The sequence below is a fragment of the Mitsuaria sp. 7 genome (genome assembly GCF_001653795.1).
GTDB lineage: Bacteria > Pseudomonadota > Gammaproteobacteria > Burkholderiales > Burkholderiaceae_C > Roseateles.
Genome location: NZ_CP011514.1, coordinates 3,384,064 through 3,401,214 on the forward strand (window position 1 = coordinate 3,384,064; position 17,151 = coordinate 3,401,214).

Sequence of the window (17,151 nt, forward strand, 5' to 3'; positions counted from 1 at the left end):
GCCGGCCCCGCGCGGCGCACCCACCCGGTGCCACGGCCGGCGTCCCGACACGCCGCGAATCCAGGAGTTGTTCATGCATTCGTTCCCGTCCTCGCCCCTGTTGCCCACGTCCAGCCTCGCCCGATCGGCGATGCGGCTCAGTGTCTGCGCCGCCGTGCTGGTTCTCACCGCCTGCTCGACGATGTACCCGCAGCCGCGCGTGGACATGCAGCCCGCGCCGGTCGTGAAGATGCCCGAGCCGATCCCGGCCTCCGCCAACAACGGCGCGATCTACCAGAACGCGAACTACCGGCCCCTGTTCGAGGATCACCGCGCCCGCCTGGTCGGCGACATCGTCACCGTGACCATCACCGAGAAGGTCAGTGCGACGCAGAAGTCGACCAGCGAACTGGACAAGAGCGGCGCCCTCGCCGCGGGCGTGACCGCGATCCCGGGCATCGCCGCGAATTCCTTCGGCGCCGGCCGCGCCGACGTGGGCGGTTCCTCGTCGAGCAAGAGCACCGGCAAGGGCACGAACGAGAACACCAACGACTTCTCCGGCACCATCACCGCCGTCGTCACCGGCGTGCTGCCCAACGGGCACCTGCTGATCTCGGGCGAGAAGCAGGTCGGCGTCAACGCCAACGTGGACGTGCTGCGCTTCTACGGCCAGGTCGACCCGCAGTCGATCCGCCAGGGGAACATCGTCGCCTCCACGGCGATCGCCAACGTCCGGGTCGAGCAGCGCGGACGCGGCGCCGTCGCCGACGCACACGGAATTGGCTGGCTATCCCGCTTCTTCTTGAACCTTTCGCCCATTTAAGTTTCCCCACAATCGGTCACACGAGTCTGCAACCGTGTGACCGAGATGTACCCCACCACCTTCCCCCGCTTCTTCTCCCGCTCCCCTCGCCTGCTGGCCTCCGGCCTGCTCGCGCTGATGGCCCTGCTCGCGATCGCGACACCGGCCGAGGCGACGCGCATCAAGGAAGTCGCCGCGGTGCAGGGCGTCCGTTCCAACCCCTTGACCGGCTACGGCCTGGTCGTGGGCCTGGACGGCACCGGTGACCAGACCACGCAGGCCCCGTTCACGGGCCAGAGCATCACCGCGATGCTGCAGCAGTTCGGCGTGCTGCTCCCGCCGGGCGTGACCATGCAGCCGCGCAACGTCGCGGCGGTGATGATCACCACCTCCCTCCCCCCCTTCGCGCAACCCGGCCAGCCGCTGGACGTCGTCGTCTCGTCGATGGGCAATTCCAAGAGCCTGCGCGGCGGCACGCTGATCGCCACGCCGCTGCGCGGCGCCGACGGCCAGGTCTACGCGATCGCCCAGGGCAACCTGATCGTCGGCGGCGCCGGCGCGTCCGCGGGCGGCTCCAAGGTCCAGATCAACCACCTCAGCGCCGGCCGCATCCCCGGCGGCGCGCTGGTCGAGCGCAGCGTGCCCACGCCGCTGCAGCAGAACGAGTGGCTGCAGCTGGACCTGACCTCCTCCGACTTCGGCACCGCGCGTGCCGTCGCCAAGGCCATCAACAAGTCCAAGGGCGAAGGCACGGCCATGGCGCTGGACGGCCGCGTCGTGAAGGTCCGCGCGCCGCTGGCGCCGGATGCCCGCGTCGCCTTCCTGGCCGACATGGAGAACCTGAGCTTCGACCAGGAGATCCCGTCCGCACGCATCGTCATCAACGCACGCACCGGCTCGGTCGTCATGAACCAGGCCGTCACGCTGCAACCCTGCGCGGTCGCGCACGGCAACCTCGCGGTGACCATCTCCAGCACGCCGCAGGTCAGCCAGCCCAACGCGCTGTCCGGCGGCCAGACCACGGTCACGCAGAAGACCGACATCTCGATCAAGCAGGACCCCGGTTCGCTGATCCAGCTGCCGGCCGGCGCGCGCCTGAACGACGTCGTCAAGGCGCTGAACACGCTGGGCGCCACGCCGCAGGACCTGCTGGCGATCCTCCAGGCGATGAAGAGCGCCGGCGCGTTGAACGCCGAACTCGAGGTGATCTGACATGGCCCTCTCCACCCCCCTCAGCAACGCGCTCGGCATGGGCGTGAACGGTCTGTCCTCGGACACGCGGTCCGTCGAGCAGCTCAAGGGCACCGCGTCGCGCGACCCCAAGGCCGCGGTCAAGGAGACCGCGCGCCAGTTCGAGGCCCTCTTCATGCAGGAAGTGATGAAGAGCATGCGCCAGGCCACGATGAACAGCGGGATGATGGAGAACTCGGCGACCCAGATGGGCGGCGAGATGCTGGACCAGCAGTACGCCGCGAAGATGACCGGCCTGCCCGGCGGCCTGTCGCAGGCCATCGAGCGCCACCTGCAGCGACAGCTCGGCGTGAAGGACGGCGAGCTGCCGACCGCCAAGGACGCGACCAAGGTCCCGCAGCTGCCGGCGCTGGCCGTCAAGAACGTGCAGCCGCACGTGCAGGACTTCATCCTCAAGCACGACGCCGCCGCCAAGTCGGCCCAGGCGGCGACCGGCATCCCCGCGAGCTTCATGATTGCGCAGGCCGCGCACGAGTCCGGCTGGGGCAAGCGCGAGATCCTGAACAAAGACGGCACGAGCAGCAACAACATCTTCGGCATCAAGGCCGGCGCCAACTGGACCGGCAAGGTCGCCGAGGTGCAGACCACCGAGTACATCGACGGCAAGGCCACCAAGGTGACGGCCAAGTTCCGCGCCTACGCCAGCCATGAAGAGGCCTTCAAGGACTACGCCAAGCTGATCGGCACCAACGACCGCTACCGCGACGTCGTCGCCAAGGCCAACACCGGCAGCGCCGAGGGCTTCGCCAAGGGCCTGCAGAAGGCCGGCTACGCCACCGACCCCGAATACGCGACCAAGCTGGCGCGCACGATCAACACCACGATGCGCGTGCAGCGCGCGCTGGCCTGATCGCGCACGGCTGAAGACGCCCAGGAAGGACCGAGGAGCCCGACATGAGTACCTCTCCGCTGCTGTCGCTCGGCATGCGCGCCATGTACGCCAACCAGGCGGCATTGCAGACCATCGGCCAGAACATCGCCAACGCGAACACGCAGGGCTATTCCCGCCAGCAGGTGGTGCTGACCACGCCCGAAGGCCAGTTCACCGGCGCGGGTTATTTCGGCAAGGGCGTCAACGTCGAGACGGTGACCCGCTCGCACAACGAGTTCCTGACCCGCGAGGCCGCGGCCGCCAAGTCGCAGGCCTTCGCCGACACGACGATGCAGTCGCAGCTGGCGCAGCTGGAGAAGCTCTTCCCCACCGGCGACGACAGCATCGGCCAGTCCGCCAACGACTTCCTGAACGCGCTGGTCGACGTGGCCAGCCGCCCGTCCGATCCGTCGGCGCGCCAGGTCGTGCTCGGCAAGGCGCAGGCGCTGGCCTCGCGCTTCCAGAGCGCCGGCCAGCAGCTCGCCGACCTGCAGTCGGGCGTCGTCAGCGACATGAACGCCGACGTCAAGCAGGTCAATGAACTCGCCAAGCAGATCGCCGCCGCGAACGACCAGATCGCGCGCTCCTCCGGCAACAGCCACACGCCCAACGACCTGCTCGACAAGCGCGATCAGCTGATCTCGCAGCTCAGCCAGTACGTGCAGGTCAGCACCGTGCCCAACAGCCGCGACGGCACCACCGGCGTCTTCATCGGCGGCGGCCAGGTGCTGGTGCTCGGCGGCCAGGCGCAGGCCCTGTCGGTCACGCCCGATCCCTACGACGGCGCGCGTGCGCAGCTCTCGATCACCGACACCAGCGGCACCCGCGCGCTGGACGACAGCACGCTCACCGGCGGCTCGCTGACGGCGATGCTGCGTTACCAGAACACCCACCTGCAGGATGCCCGCAACCTGCTCGGCCAGATGGCGACCGCGATCGCGACGCGCGTCAACGAGCAGCAGAGCCTGGGCATCGACCTCAAGGCGCAGGCCGGCGGTCCGCTGTTCACGATCTCCCCGCCGACCGTGCTGCCGGCGGCGACCAACCGCGGCGACGCCCGCCTCAGCGCCGCCATCACGGACGGCTCGCTGGTGCCGGGCCTGTCGTTCACGGTCACGCCGGACCCGACCGGTGCGCCCGACAGCTACCAGATCGCGGTGCGCCCGGGCGGCCAGCCGACGGTCATGAGCAACGACCAGATCAAGGCGGCCTACGGCATCAGCCTGTCGATGACCGGCACGATGCGGCAGGGCGACAGCTTCCTGCTCGAGCCCGTGGCCAACGCGGCGGGCAGCTTCAAGCGTGCGCTGGACGATCCGGCGGGCCTGGCCGCGGCGTCGCCCATCATCGGCACGACCGACATCAACAACAAGGGCACCGCCACCGTCGACACGCTCTACGCGATCAACGAGAAGTTCGACAAGAGCAAGCAGCCCGCGACGGTCGAATTCGGCGCCGTCAACGCCGACAACAGCATCAACTACACGATCACGCTGTCGGACAACACGCAGGTCAGCGGCACCTGGAAGGCCGGCGGCAAGATCGGCAACGATCCGGCCAACGGCGTGGACCTCGGATTCGAGCTGAGCCTGAACGGCGTGCCGCGCCAGGGCGACAAGATCAAGCTGCAGGTCTCGGACGCGGTGGTCTCCACCAACAACGGCAACGCCAAGGCCTTCCTCGCGATGCAGAGCGAGCCCTTCCTGGGCAAGCAGCTGCAGGTCGACGGCACGCTCTCGCGCGGCCAGACCGTCAACGAGGCCTACGCCGCCGCGATGGCCGACATCGGCTCGCGCGTGCAGGGCGCGGACTACCTGGCGCAGGTCTCCACGGCGGTGGCGTCCGACACCGAGCAGACGCGTTCCAGCCAGGCCGGCGTCAACCTCGACGAAGAGGCAGCCAAGCTGATGCAGTTCCAGCAGGGCTACCAAGCCGCCGCCAAGATGCTGCAGGCCGCCCAGAGCCTGTTCGACCAATTGCTGAGCGTGGTCGGCCGCTGACGCGTCCGGTCCACTGAACTCATCGCCTGACCCTGAAGGACGCAGCCATGCGACTCTCGACCAACAACATGTTCGACACCAGCATCGCGACGCTGCAGCGCCGCCAGCAGGAGATGCAGGAAGCGCAGCAGCGGCTCACCAGCGGCAAGCGCGTCGAGAAGGCCAGCGACGACCCGACCGGCGCCGCCCGCGCCGAGCGCGCGCGCACCTCGCTCGGCCAGGTCGACGCCAGCCAGCGCGCGCTGGACGCCAGCCGCAACAGCATGACGCTGGCGGAAAGCGGACTGGGCGACGCGAACGAACTGCTGCAGCAGATCCGCGAGGCGCTGGTCGCCGCCGGCAACGCCAGCTACAGCGATCCCGAACGGCAGGGCCTCGCGACCAAGGTCCAGGGCCTGCGCGACCAGCTGCTGTCCATCGCCAACCGCACCGACGGCGCGGGCGGCTACCTGTTCTCCGGCCAGGGCACCTCGGGCACGCCCTTCCTCGACAACCCGGTCCAGCGCGACGCGTCCGGCGCCCGCATCGGCGGCGGCGTCGGCTTCGAGGGCATCTCCGGCAGCGTCACGACCGGCAACCTCGAGAACTACCCGCTCAGCGTCGACGGCCGCCAGGCCTGGGAACAGGCGCGCAGCGGCAACGGCACCTTCGAGACCGGCCCCGCGCCCAACGCGCTGACCGGCAAGCCCTCGACCGGCTACATCGACTCCGGCCGCGTCACCGATCCGGCGCAGATCACCGGCGACAGCTACAGCATCGTCGTCAACGGCACCGCGCCGGCGCAGACCTACACCGTCTTCAACGAAACGCAGGGCCACGTGCCCGTCGCCAGCGACAACTACGCCGCCGGCCAGACCGTCAAGTTCGACGGCATGGCGATGACGGTGGCGGGCGCGCCGTCCGACGGCGACACCTTCACCGTCAAGCCGTCGACCTCCGACCTCAAGCTCTTCGAAGTGCTGGACCGCACCATCGAATCGCTCAAGACGACGGGCCGCACCGGTCCCGAAATCACCCAGTCCAACCTGGTGAACCTGCGCGACCTGGACGCGGTCATGGGCAACCTCGCCAACGTGCGCAGCCAGGTGGGCGAACAGATGAACAACCTGGACGGCTCCGAGTCCCGGCTGCAGACGCTCAAGGTTTACAACAAGGCCGAGCAGTCTGCCGCAGAGGATCTGGACATGACCCAGGGCATTTCCGACTTCCAGAACCAGCAGACGGGCTACGATGCGGCGCTGAAGACCTACTCGATGGTGCAGCGCATGTCGCTGTTCCAGTACATCAACACCTGATGCGCCGATCTGCATGAACTCGACACACGCCGTGCTGGGCCAAGTGGCCCTGGGGTACGCGCCCCTCGTTTCCAAGTCCTTCGACATCGAGGCGACCCGCGTCACGGTGTTCGCACTTCGCCCCGAAGGCACGCCTGATGCGGGCGAACTGCTGGCCGCGCTGGCCGAGGCCTTCCCGACCAAGGCCGTGCTGCTGAATGTCGCGCACGAAGGCCTGCTCAAGGGCTTGCTGGCCGCCGCGCTGCCGGGCAATTTCAAGATTGAAGTCCCCGCCTTCCTGCTGTCCGACGCGGACCTCGCCGCCCAGGCGCAGGCCCGCGGCGCGCTGCTGAAGGGCCGCTCCGACGCGGCCGGCTTCAAGCAGCTGGTGCTGGACCTGCAGGAACTCGGCGGTGGTCCGCTGCCGGTGGGCAAGTCGGTGCTGGTTTCGGGCGCCCGCAACGGCGGCGACTTCAAGCAGGCGCTGGATGCCGGCGCTGCCGGCGTGCTGGGCTGGACCGTGCACGGCGAGTTCGAGGCGCCTGCCGCCCCGGCTGCCCGCAACGACTCGCAGGCCGACCTGCAGGTCATCGTCGAACTGATGTCGCGCGTCGACCAGGGCGAAGACGTCGAGCGCCTGGAGCAGACGCTCAAGCGTGACCCGAGCCTGGCCTTCAAGCTGCTGCGTTACATGAACTCGGCGGCCTTCGGCCTGTCGGTCGAGGTCTCCTCCTTCCGTCACGCGATCATGCTGCTGGGTTACGCGCGCCTGCGCCGCTGGCTGGCCCTGCTGCTGGCCACGGCCAGCAAGGATCATGCGATGCGCCCGGTGATGTTCGGCGCGCTGCGTCGCGGCCTGGTGATGGAAGAGCTGGCCAAGAGCATGACGGACTCCGAAGTCCGCGACGAGATGTTCATCTGCGGCCTCTTCTCGCTGCTGGACCACATGCTGAAGCAGCCCTTCGAGAAGCTGCTGCAGTCCATCCCGGTGCCCGAGCGCGTGCGCCAGGCGCTGGTCGAGCAGACCGGCCCGTACAAGGGTTACCTGGACCTGGTGCAGGCCATCGAGAACGAGTCGGTCTTCGACGTCCGTGCCGCGCTCGACACCTTGATGCTGGGCCCGGACGAAGTGAACGGCGCCGTGCTGCGCGCCCTGAACAAGGCCTCGCAGCTCGAATGAGCAACGGGCGTCGAGCCCACTGCAACGAGAGGCCTCGCCGGCAACCCCGCGAGGCCTTTTTCATTGCAGTCCTCGGTAGCAAATCCTCGGAAGTGAGACAGTGGTCGGGGACGGCAGGTCGCGGGGTTTTGGCCCTTGCGGCCAAGGCCCTGCGACCTGGCGGCCAACGCTCAAACCGTTGCAGGTAGGCGCCCCCCACCCGGCATAAACTCCGCCCGTGTCCACCCAACTCCCCCTTGCCTCTCCTGACCTCGACGCCTTGCGCGCGCTGCTGACGGCGCGCGGTCTGGCGCTGGCGGACCTGCTTGCCGGATTGTGGGAGGGTCCATGGCCGGCCTTCGTGCTGGACGCCAGGGGCCAGGTCTTGCTGACCAACGCGCGGCTGCAGGGGTTGATGGGCGCGATCTCCCTGAAAGGTGAGCGCCTGCTGCCCAGCGGCAAGGCGCAGGAGCTGCGCCTGGTCGACGACCAGGGTCGTGATCATCTGCTGCAGGCGTGGGTGCATCCGCTGGAGGGTGGACTGGGCGTAGCGCTGCTGCAGGACCACAGCACGGAGCTCGCGGCGCGGGAGCGCGCGGACCGGATGCAGTCCGAAATCGACCAGTGGCTGGACCTCAGCCCGCTGCCGGCGCTGATGCATGACGACCAGGGTCTGCTGCTGCGCTTCAACGGCGCGTTCGCGGCGCTGTGCCGGCGGCTGAGTCCGCAGATGCCGATCAGCCTGCATGAGCTGCCGCCGGAGTGGCGCGATCTGCTGCACGCGAAGGCGCCGGAGTCGGGCCAGGAAACGCATCGCAACGCGCTGCTCGCGCCGCCGGGCGATCGCCGGCGCTGGATTCGCGTGCGTGCGCGTCGGCTGAGCGGGCCGTGGACGCGGCCGCGCACGCTGGTGATGCTCGAGGACCGCAGCGCGGAGCAAGACCTGGAACTCGCGCAGCAGCAGTTGCAGACGCTGATGGACACGGCCGGCGTGGGGCTGGCGACCTTCCAGGCGGAAGGCGGCTGGTCGCGGCCCGGCACGGGCGCACCGCCGCCGCCGCCGATCCCGGGCGACGAGGGCATGCGACCGGCGCCGGCGCTGCAGGGCGTCAACCGCGACATGGTCGAGCCCGAGTCGCGCGCCGAATACGAGAAGCTCCAGCAGGCGCTGAAGCAGGCGATGCCGACGGTGGCGCGCTACGCAGTCCGGCATCCCGAGCACGGGCTGCGCTGGCTGATGACACGCGTCGAAATCGGCCAGTTGGCTTCGGGCCAGAAGACGACCTCGGTGCTGACCGTCGACATCACCGATCACCAGCAGGCGCAGGAGCGCAACGAGCTGCTGCAGCATTCGCTGAACCTGCAGACCGAGCGCGAGCGCGCGGTGCTCGACTCGGTGCTGGTCGGCATCGTGACGGTGGGCCGGCAGGGCATCGAGTGGATGAACCGCTCGGCGCGGCGGATGTTCGGCGGGGACCTGCCGGAATTCGCGGGGCAGCCGATCAGCAGCGTCGCGACCGAGGCGCCTGATCACCCGTTCCGCCAGACGCAGTATCTGGACGAGTTGCCCGAGGGTCAGGCCGAAACCTTCGAGTGCCGCGTCGTCGCGCGCGACGGGCGCGAGTTCTGGGTCGTCGGCAACGCGGTGGCGACGGTCGGTCCGGACAGCTCGCGCCAGCTCACCTACGCGCTGCTCGACATCGAGCGCCGCCGCCAGGCCGAGGCGCAGAGCCAGCAGGCGCAGGCCTCGCTGCACCGGATCATCGAAGCCGCGCCGATCGCCATCAGCCTGCACGACGCGCGCACGCTGCAGGTGCGGCAGATCAACCAGGCCGCCGCGGCGCTGGCGGGTCGGCCTGAGGAGGAACTGCTGGGCGCCAGTCTGGAGGCGCTCTTCGGCAGCGGCGACGAGGCGGAGACCATCCGCTCGGACATGGAATTCGCGTTGCAGAGCAGCGAAGTGCTGCAGCGCGAGTACCGGCTGACGGTGCGAGGACAGGCGCGCATCTGGGACGCGCGGCTGCTGCATCTGGCGGGCGTCAACGACGCCAGCGGCGAACTGGAGCCGGAGCAGTTGCTGCTGGTCGCCACCGACGTGACGCAGCAGCGCGCGCAGGAGGCGGCGCGGCTGGAAGCGGCGATCGCGCAGCGCGAGCTGCTGGTGCGCGAGGTCCACCACCGGATCAAGAACAACCTCCAGGGTGTGGCCGGACTGCTGCAGCAGATCGCGGCGCGACGGCCCGAAGTGCGGACGGTCATCAACGAGGCCGTCGGCCAGGTCCAGGCCATCGCGCAGGTCTACGGGCTGCAGGTCGGCATGTCCGGACCGCTGCGGCTGCGCAAGGTGGTCGAGGCGGTGATGGGCTCGGTGCAGCGCATGTTCGGGCGGGAGATCCTGGTCGACATCGACGGCGCGATGGCCGAGCAGTCGCACCGCTGGGGCCTGCCCGAAGCCGAGGCGATCCCGATCGCGCTGACGCTCAACGAGCTGTTCACCAACGCGGTGAAGCACGGCGGCGAGACGCCGGTGCGCTGCGAACTGCGCTTCGATCCCGAGCAGGTGGTGCTGCGCATCGTCAACAAGGGGAAGCTGCCGGAGGGCTTCGACCTCGCGCAGGTGCGCGGCGGCGTGTCGGGGCTGGGCCTGGTGCGCGCGCTGCTGCCGCGGCGCAGCGCGCTGCTCGGACTCACGCAGGACGGCGATCAGGTCGTCTGCGAGCTCAGCCTGTGGCCACCCGGCGTCCAACTGCTTGAGGCCCTATAAATCCTTTATTAAGCCAATTAATTGGACTTAATATCCATTGAATAGGTCGCTCGGCTATGATTCCGCGAAAGAGTCATGCCGTGAGAACGCCTGCCAGACCCTATCCCGACGCACTCGTCGCACAAGCCAGCTCGCTTGGTGCGCGAGTCCGTGCCGCACGCACTCGTCGAGGGTGGCGTGTGGAAGACCTGGCCGCCCGGTCGGATCTGTCGACCAAGTCGATCGCAGCGATCGAGCGCGGCGACCTGGGCACTGGATTCGGCGCCTATCTCCGCGCACTTTGGGCGCTGGGACTCAACGAACAGCTTGATGTGGTCGCGGATGCGGGTCTGGACCACACCGGACTCACGCTCGAACTCGGCGCACATGGCCGACGCGTGCGTGTGAAGAAGGCTTCCGACAATGACTTCTAGGTCTGTATTCGTCTGGTGCTTTCTCCCGGGAGACACCCAGCCGACGTTGTGCGGCCGGTTCACGCACGAGGTCGTCGCGAATGGCGCGGCTCAAGGGACGTTTGTCTACGGTCGTCGTTATCTGAAGCGAGCCGACGCCTTGCCGATCGATCCCATTGCCTTGCCCCTGAACGACATTCCAAAGACAACGACGGCACTCGGCGGATTCTTCGGTGTCCTTGCCGACGCGTCTCCGGACGACTGGGGTCGCCATGTCATCGATCGCGCCTACGGTCAGCAATCCTCGCCGATCGATTACCTGCTGAAGTCTCAACAGGATCATGTCGGTCATCTGGCGTTCAGTGAATCTTCCGACCAATTGCCCGCATGGCTCGATCCCTGGGATCGGTCCTGGCTTCAGGATGCGTGCCTTGCCGTGTCGGCACTCGATTTCCATCGTCCGCTGCCGCCGGCGCTGGAGCGCCAGCTGTTGCCCAACACAGGCCTCGGCGGTGCGCGACCGAAGATCACGATCGCCGACGGCCATCAGCAATGGCTGGTGAAGTTCCCGTCGCGTCGCGATTCACCGGAAGTGCCGATGGCACGGCTGGAGGCTGCGGGACTGACGCTCGCGAGTCGATGCGGCATCCGGACTGTTGTCCATGAAGTGGTCTCCATCGCCGATGCGGACGTACTGCTCGTGCGACGCTTCGATCGCACAGCGTGCGACGGCGGATGGACGCGCGATGCATTTCTCAGCGCGCGCACGCTGTTGTCCAACGGGGAAGCGGCCCAGCGCTACAGCTTCTTCGGCTCGTATCCCCGGCTTGCGCGCGAGCTGGGCCGGCTCTCCGTGCGCGGCACGGAAGACCGCCGCGAGCTTTTCCGGCGCATGGTGTTCAACGCCGTCATCGGCAACGGCGACGATCACGATCGGAATCACGGCATGCTGGCGGACGAGGAGCGTCCCGATGCATTCCGTCTCGCACCCGCCTACGACATCGTCCCTGCGCTGCGGCCGCCCAAGATCCGGCAGCAGGCGTTGGGCGTCGGCGATCTCGGCGCGTGGTCCACGCGCGAGAACATGTTGTCCGCAGCGACGAGCTTCGACCTCGACGAGGCCAGCGCCGGCGCCGTCATCCACGAAGTCGAGGAGGCCGCCCTGGATCAATGGACGCAGAGTTGCCGCGACCATGGACTGTCTGCGGCATCGGTGTCTGCGCTCGCCCCTTGTGTACAGCGCATTCCCGACTCCCACCTCAAACGCGGCACGGCCGACGATCTGCGGGGTCACTTGTGACCACCCGAAACCGGGGCCCGACCCCGGCAGACCCGTCCGCGGCATTTCGGTGACAATCTTGGGTCCCCCACCGGTTGGGGTTTGCCTTGGATGCGGGAGCAGCGTGAGCAGCGTGGATGGCGTGAACAAGGATGTGGGCGCGAGCGGCAAGGGCCGTATCCTGGTCGTGGACGACGACCGGCTGGTGCTCGCCACCCTGACGCACGGCCTCGCCCAGGCCGGCTACGAGGTGCTCGACGCCGACAACGGCGACGACGCGATCCTCATCGCCCGCCAGCACCGGCCCGACCTCGCGCTGCTCGACATCCGCATGGAAGGCATGACCGGCTTCGACGTCGCCGGCTACCTGCGCGACTACCTGCAGCTGCCCTTCATGTTCCTCTCGGCCTTCGCCGACGAGGCCACCATCGCCAAGGTGAAGGAACTCGGCGCCCTGGCCTACCTCGTCAAGCCGCTGGACATCCACCAGATCGTCCCCGCCGTCGAGGCCGCCTTCGCCAACCGTCCCGCCCGGACCGTCGCGGCGCCGCCCGCGCCGGCCATCGAGCCCAGCGCGTCACTGGAGGTCGTCGAGGCGATGGCCCTGGGCGTGCTGATGCACCGCTACTCGCTGACCCGCGCGCAGGCGCTGTCGCGGCTGGAACGCATGGCCGCGGAGCAGTCGATCGAGACCGGGGAACAGGCCCGACGCATCATCGAGGCCGTCGAGCAGCTCGCGCTCGGGAGCTGAGCCGCCGCTCAGTTCGGCAAGGTGAAGTAGAACCGGGCGCCCTGCCCGATCTCCGACTCGGCCCAGATGTCGCCGCCGTGCCGGCGCACGATGCGCCGCGCCGAGGCCAGCCCCACGCCGGTGCCCTGGAAATCGCTCGCGCTGTGCAGCCGCTGGAACACGCCGAAGAGGCGGTCCGCGAAACGCATGTCGAAGCCCGCGCCGTTGTCGGTGACGACGAACACCCGTTCGCCCTGGCGCTGCTCGGACTCGAAGCGGATCTCGGCGTGATCGCGCTTGCCGCTGTACTTCCAGGCGTTGCCCAGCAGGTTTTCCAGCACCATGCGCAGCAGCGTCGGATCGCCCTGCACGCGCAGGCCCGATTGCACCTGGGCATCGACCGCTCTGGTCGGCGCGCCGCGGCGCAGTTCGTCCACCACCTGGGACGCCAGCAGCGACAGGTCCACCGTCTCGTGCCGCAGCGCCTGCGAGGAGAGGTGCGACAGCGCCAGCAGCGAGTCGATCATGCTGTGCATCCGCGTCGATGCGCCGAGCACCCGGTCGAGGTGGTCGTTGCCGGCGCGGTCCAGGAGCCGGCCGTAATCTTCCTTGAGGATGCGGGTGAAGCCCTCGACCACGCGCAGCGGGGCGCGCAGGTCGTGCGACACGGTGTAGCTGAACGAGGCCTGGTCCGCACGCGCCTGCTCCGCGGCCTGCATGGCCAGCGCCGCCGGCACGGTCTCGACCGCGCCCTGCGGCCACAGGCTCAGCAGCGTGCCGCCGCCGTGCGGCAGCGCCGTCAGGCACAGCCACCAGGCGCCGCACGCGCTGCCGGATTGCAGGTCGGGCTGCGCGAGCGCCTGGCGGAGTTCCTCCGGCAGGCGTTCCTCGCAGGCCCGCCAGAGCTGACCCCGCGCTTCCGAGCCGCCCATCATCTGCGAGGCGGCGTCGTTGAAATCGATCAGGCGCGTGGAAGCACCGGACCCGCCGCCGGCACTGTCACTCAGCAACCAGGCCGGCCCGGGCAGCGCTTGCAGCCAGTCCGTGGCGGACGTCGTGGAGGTCGCGACGGCCCCAGCCGCAGGACCCGAGAGCGCGAGATCCGGACTGCCCATCGACGCCTCATCGAGCGCGCGTGCCGCGCCGAGATAACCGGCGAAGCGCCCCGCGGCGTCCATCGTCGCCTGCCCGCGCAGTTCCCACCGGCGGCCCTGACCGTCGACCACGCGCACGCGTTCGAAGCTCTGTCCTGGCTCAATGAGGCCGCGCAAGTCGAGCGGTGCTGCGTCTGTCGGCGCATCGTCCGATCCGGCGACGGAGGCCGTGACGGGCAACGGCTGGAAGCGTTCCCACAGCCGCTGCGTCACCGCGCCATTCATTCCCGTGCCGGCCCAGCTCGACGCGGGTGCGCCCTGCGGCGCCTGCCAGCGCACGAGGTGGTGCTGCGCATCGGTCTGCCAGAGCCAGTCCCCCTGCAACTGCGTCAGCGACAGCGCCTGCTGTCTGCTCTCCCGCAGCAGCTCGCCGAATTGCGCCCGCGCCAATCGCACCGCCAGGTGCCAGGTCAGCGCGGCCACGAAGATCATCAGCGCGGCGCCCGCCATCACGGCGGTCAGCACCAGGCCGGGGCCGGTGGGTTCCAGGTTGAGTGCCAGCAGCAGGAGCAGGACCACGACCGCCAGCCCCAAGGCCAGCGCGGCTCCCTTCCATGGCCGACGGCGCGCGGCGGCTTCCCCCAACCTGTTCATGCGGACCATTGTAGGCAGGCAACGGGTGGCCCCCGGGCCTCGAACACGGGGCGGGTCTCCCCGACACTTCGCCTGCGGCGGCATGGATGCGACACCCACCCCGGGACTTACCCCGAGCGGCCTCTCCAAGAACACCTGAATTGACTGCTTTTTCGCGCGCTTGCATCCTTGCGGTGAACGACAATGGTCTGCAACTCCGCGTGGAACCTTCCAGCGGCGCCATGATCAGAAGATGTCACCAGACTACGCCACGACCATGCCCTCCCGGACGCAGCCCGAACCCGCCGTGCTGGACGACCAGGCGCTCGCGCGTCTGCGCGAGTTGGATCCGTCGGGCGTGAACCATCTGCTGGAGCGTGTCGTGGCCGCCTTCCTGAAATCGCTGGACCAGCAGGAGCAGGTGCTCGCCGCCGGCCGCGACGCGCCGCGCGACCTGAACGCGCTGCGCCATGTGGCGCACACCCTGAAGTCGGCCGCGGCCAGCCTGGGCGCCACCGTGCTGTCGCAGCGCTGCGCCGAGATCGAGGGCCTGGCCCGCGCCGGCCGCGAAGACGGCCTGGCCGACCTGGTCGGCACCGTGCTCGACGACATCGCCTCCGCCCGCCTGGCCATGCAGCAACTGGTGCAGCCCTCACGATGAGCCGCGTCGTGAAGGAAGGTGAACTGTCCGAACGACCCCGCGTCCTGCTGGTGGACGACGACCCGGTCAACCTGATGCTGATCGAGGCCGCGCTGCAGGAGCACGGCTTCGACGTCACCGCGCTGACCGGCGGGCTGCAGGCGCTGCAGCTGGTCACGCAATGGACGCCCGAGCTGATCGTGCTGGACGCGCTGATGCCGGAGCTCGACGGCTTCGAGACCTGCGAACGGCTGCGCCACCTGCCCGGCTTCGAGAACGCCCCCATCCTGATGCTGACCGGCCTCGACGACGAGGCCTCGATCAACCGCGCCTACCAGGCCGGCGCGACCGACTTCTTCGTCAAGTCCACCCAATGGCGGCTGCTGGCCGGCCGGCTGCGCTACATGCTGCGCAGCTCGCGCACACGCCAGGAGCTCGAGCGCAGCAAGTCCAAGCTGGCCCGCGCGCAAGACCTGGCCCGCATGGGCAGCTTCGAGTGGCAGACCGGCCACGGCTTCAAGCTGGCCAACGAGGCGCTGCGCGTCTTCGGACGCGGACCGATCGATCCGCTGGACTTCATCGGCGTCATGCGCATGGTGCCGCGCGAGGAGCGCCTGCTCTTCATGCGGCTGCTGCGCGACGTCGTCGCCCACAACTCGGTGCTGGTGACCGACCTGCCCTTCACGCTGCTGGACGGCCGCAAGCGCGTCATCCACATCGAGGCCGAGCCCGAGTTCAACGAACACGGCAACGCCTGCGGCTACACCGGCGTCATCCAGGACGTGACCGACCGCCGCATGGCGGAGGACCGCATCCGCGAGCTGGCCAACTTCGACGCGTTGACCGGCCTGCCGAACCGCCGCCAGCTGATGTGGCGCGCCGAGCGCGCCATCGAGGCCGGCCGTCGCATGGGCCACGAGGTCGGCCTGCTGCTGATCGACCTGGACCGTTTCAAGGTCATCAACGACACCCTGGGCCACGCCGCCGGCGACGACCTGCTGATGGAAGTCGGCCGCCGCCTGCGCTCCTGCGTGCGCCACAGCGACCAGGTGATGGAAGGGATGCTGGAATCGGTCGGCACGCGCTCGCACCGCACGCTGGAGGCGGTGGGCCGCCTGGGCGGCGACGAGTTCGTCGCGCTGCTGCCCGAGGTCGGCGACGAGAGCGATGCCGAGCGCGTCGCCGAGCGCGTGCTGGAAGCCCTGCGCGAGCCCATCTTCATCGCCGGCCAGGAATGCTTCGTCACCGCGTCGGTGGGCATCTCGCTCTATCCGCGCGACGGCCTGACGATGGCCGACCTGCTGCGCAACGCCGACGTCGCGATGTACGCGGTCAAGAACCAGGGCCGCAACGCGTCGGCGCTGTACTCGCCGATGCTGGCGGGCCGCGGGCGCGAGAAGCTCGAACTCGAATCCGCGCTGCACAAGGCGATCGAGCGCGACGAGCTGGTGCTGCACTACCAGCCCAAGATCGACGTCCGCACCGCCCGCATGGTCGGCGCCGAGGCGCTGATGCGCTGGCGCCGCGGCAACACGCTGGTGCCGCCGGGGGACTTCATCCCGCTGGCCGAGGAGACCGGCCTGATCGTGCCGCTGTCCGAATGGGCGCTGCGCGAGGCCGCGCGCCAGGCCAAGGTCTGGCAACTGAACTTCGGCTTCAGCGAATCGATCGCGGTGAACCTGCCCAACCGGCTGTTTGAGCGCTCGGACCTGGTCGAGCACATCCACCAGTTCGTCAGCCAGTGGGGCGTGCCGCACCGCGCGATCCAGCTCGAGATCACCGAAACGGGCCTGATGAAGGACCTGCAGAGCGTGATCCCGTCGCTGCACCGTCTCAACGAGGTGGGCGTCGAGATCTCGATCGACGACTTCGGCACCGGTTATTCGTCGCTGGCGTATCTGACGACGCTGCCGATCTCCGAAGTGAAGATCGACCGCAGCTTCGTCCGCGACCTGGGCATCACGCCGCAGAGCTCGGCGGTGGTCACCGCGATCATCGCGCTGGCGCGTTCGCTGGGCCTGCAGGTCATCGCCGAGGGCGTCGAGACGCTGCGGCAGATGGAAGTGCTCAGACGCCTGGACTGCAGCCTGATGCAGGGTTTCCTGTTCAGCAAGCCGCTGCCGCCGGACGACCTGGAGCGCTGGCTCGCGCAGACCGTGCTGCCGCGCAAGGCCCCCTGGATCCTGCCGACGTCCGACGCCGGCGAAGACATTCCGACCCGCTGAGCCCGGTTCCGGCCGCGAGCGTCAGCGCCCTTCCCCGAATCACCGAGCTTCAACCGAG

At 68.9% G+C, this 17,151-nt stretch carries 13 protein-coding genes; 12 read left to right on the plus strand and 1 reads right to left on the minus strand.

Translation table 11 applies throughout. The features are described from left to right. The first annotated feature begins 73 nt into the window (after window positions 1-73). From ABE85_RS14825 to ABE85_RS14870, 10 genes are all read left to right on the plus strand, one after another. On the plus strand, window positions 74-802 hold the full coding sequence (locus ABE85_RS14825; protein ID WP_231993096.1) for a flagellar basal body L-ring protein FlgH: 729 nt from the start codon (window positions 74-76) through the stop codon (window positions 800-802). Between the two features lie 45 nt (window positions 803-847). Beyond that, on the plus strand, window positions 848-1,993 hold the full coding sequence (locus ABE85_RS14830; RefSeq protein ID WP_067276035.1) for a flagellar basal body P-ring protein FlgI: 1,146 nt from the start codon (window positions 848-850) through the stop codon (window positions 1,991-1,993). Window position 1,994: 1 nt separating this feature from the next. Beyond that, window positions 1,995-2,882: a flagellar assembly peptidoglycan hydrolase FlgJ gene (gene flgJ, locus ABE85_RS14835; RefSeq protein ID WP_067276037.1), complete on the plus strand. Its 888-nt coding sequence runs from the start codon at window positions 1,995-1,997 to the stop codon at window positions 2,880-2,882. 44 nt (window positions 2,883-2,926) lie between these two features. After that, window positions 2,927-4,903 (plus strand): flagellar hook-associated protein FlgK, encoded by a 1,977-nt coding sequence (gene flgK, locus ABE85_RS14840; RefSeq protein WP_067276040.1) that lies wholly within the window; start codon window positions 2,927-2,929, stop codon window positions 4,901-4,903. A 47-nt stretch (window positions 4,904-4,950) separates the two neighbouring features. Then, the gene (gene flgL, locus ABE85_RS14845) at window positions 4,951-6,198 is read left to right on the plus strand and encodes a flagellar hook-associated protein FlgL (RefSeq protein ID WP_067276042.1); all 1,248 of its coding nucleotides are present in this window, start codon (window positions 4,951-4,953) and stop codon (window positions 6,196-6,198) included. A gap of 13 nt (window positions 6,199-6,211) precedes the next feature. Beyond that, window positions 6,212-7,357 carry an EAL and HDOD domain-containing protein gene (locus ABE85_RS14850; protein ID WP_067276044.1) on the plus strand — a complete coding sequence of 382 codons (1,146 nt, stop codon included), beginning with the start codon at window positions 6,212-6,214 and terminating at the stop codon, window positions 7,355-7,357. 217 nt (window positions 7,358-7,574) lie between these two features. Beyond that, window positions 7,575-10,100, plus strand: a complete 2,526-nt coding sequence (locus ABE85_RS14855; RefSeq protein ID WP_157522433.1) for a sensor histidine kinase — start codon at window positions 7,575-7,577, stop codon at window positions 10,098-10,100. A 56-nt stretch (window positions 10,101-10,156) separates the two neighbouring features. Next, window positions 10,157-10,513 (plus strand): helix-turn-helix domain-containing protein, encoded by a 357-nt coding sequence (locus ABE85_RS14860; RefSeq protein WP_082938627.1) that lies wholly within the window; start codon window positions 10,157-10,159, stop codon window positions 10,511-10,513. 139 nt (window positions 10,514-10,652) lie between these two features. After that, complete coding sequence (locus ABE85_RS14865) at window positions 10,653-11,792, plus strand: type II toxin-antitoxin system HipA family toxin (protein WP_067276049.1); 1,140 nt, start codon at window positions 10,653-10,655, stop codon at window positions 11,790-11,792. Between the two features lie 103 nt (window positions 11,793-11,895). Further along, complete coding sequence (locus tag ABE85_RS14870) at window positions 11,896-12,522, plus strand: response regulator (RefSeq protein ID WP_231993098.1); 627 nt, start codon at window positions 11,896-11,898, stop codon at window positions 12,520-12,522. Between the two features lie 8 nt (window positions 12,523-12,530). On the opposite strand, the gene ABE85_RS28755 is transcribed toward ABE85_RS14870, so the two are convergent. Next, entirely contained in the window at window positions 12,531-14,249 is a 1,719-nt protein-coding gene (locus ABE85_RS28755; protein ID WP_157522436.1) for an ATP-binding protein, read from the minus strand. 232 nt (window positions 14,250-14,481) lie between these two features. On the opposite strand from ABE85_RS28755, the gene ABE85_RS14880 reads away from it, so the two are divergent. After that, complete coding sequence (locus ABE85_RS14880) at window positions 14,482-14,889, plus strand: Hpt domain-containing protein (protein WP_082938631.1); 408 nt, start codon at window positions 14,482-14,484, stop codon at window positions 14,887-14,889. Continuing rightward, window positions 14,886-17,093: a bifunctional diguanylate cyclase/phosphodiesterase gene (locus ABE85_RS14885; RefSeq protein WP_067276053.1), complete on the plus strand. Its 2,208-nt coding sequence runs from the start codon at window positions 14,886-14,888 to the stop codon at window positions 17,091-17,093. The genes ABE85_RS14880 and ABE85_RS14885 overlap by 4 nt, the downstream gene beginning before the upstream one ends. Window positions 17,094-17,151 lie beyond the last annotated feature (58 nt).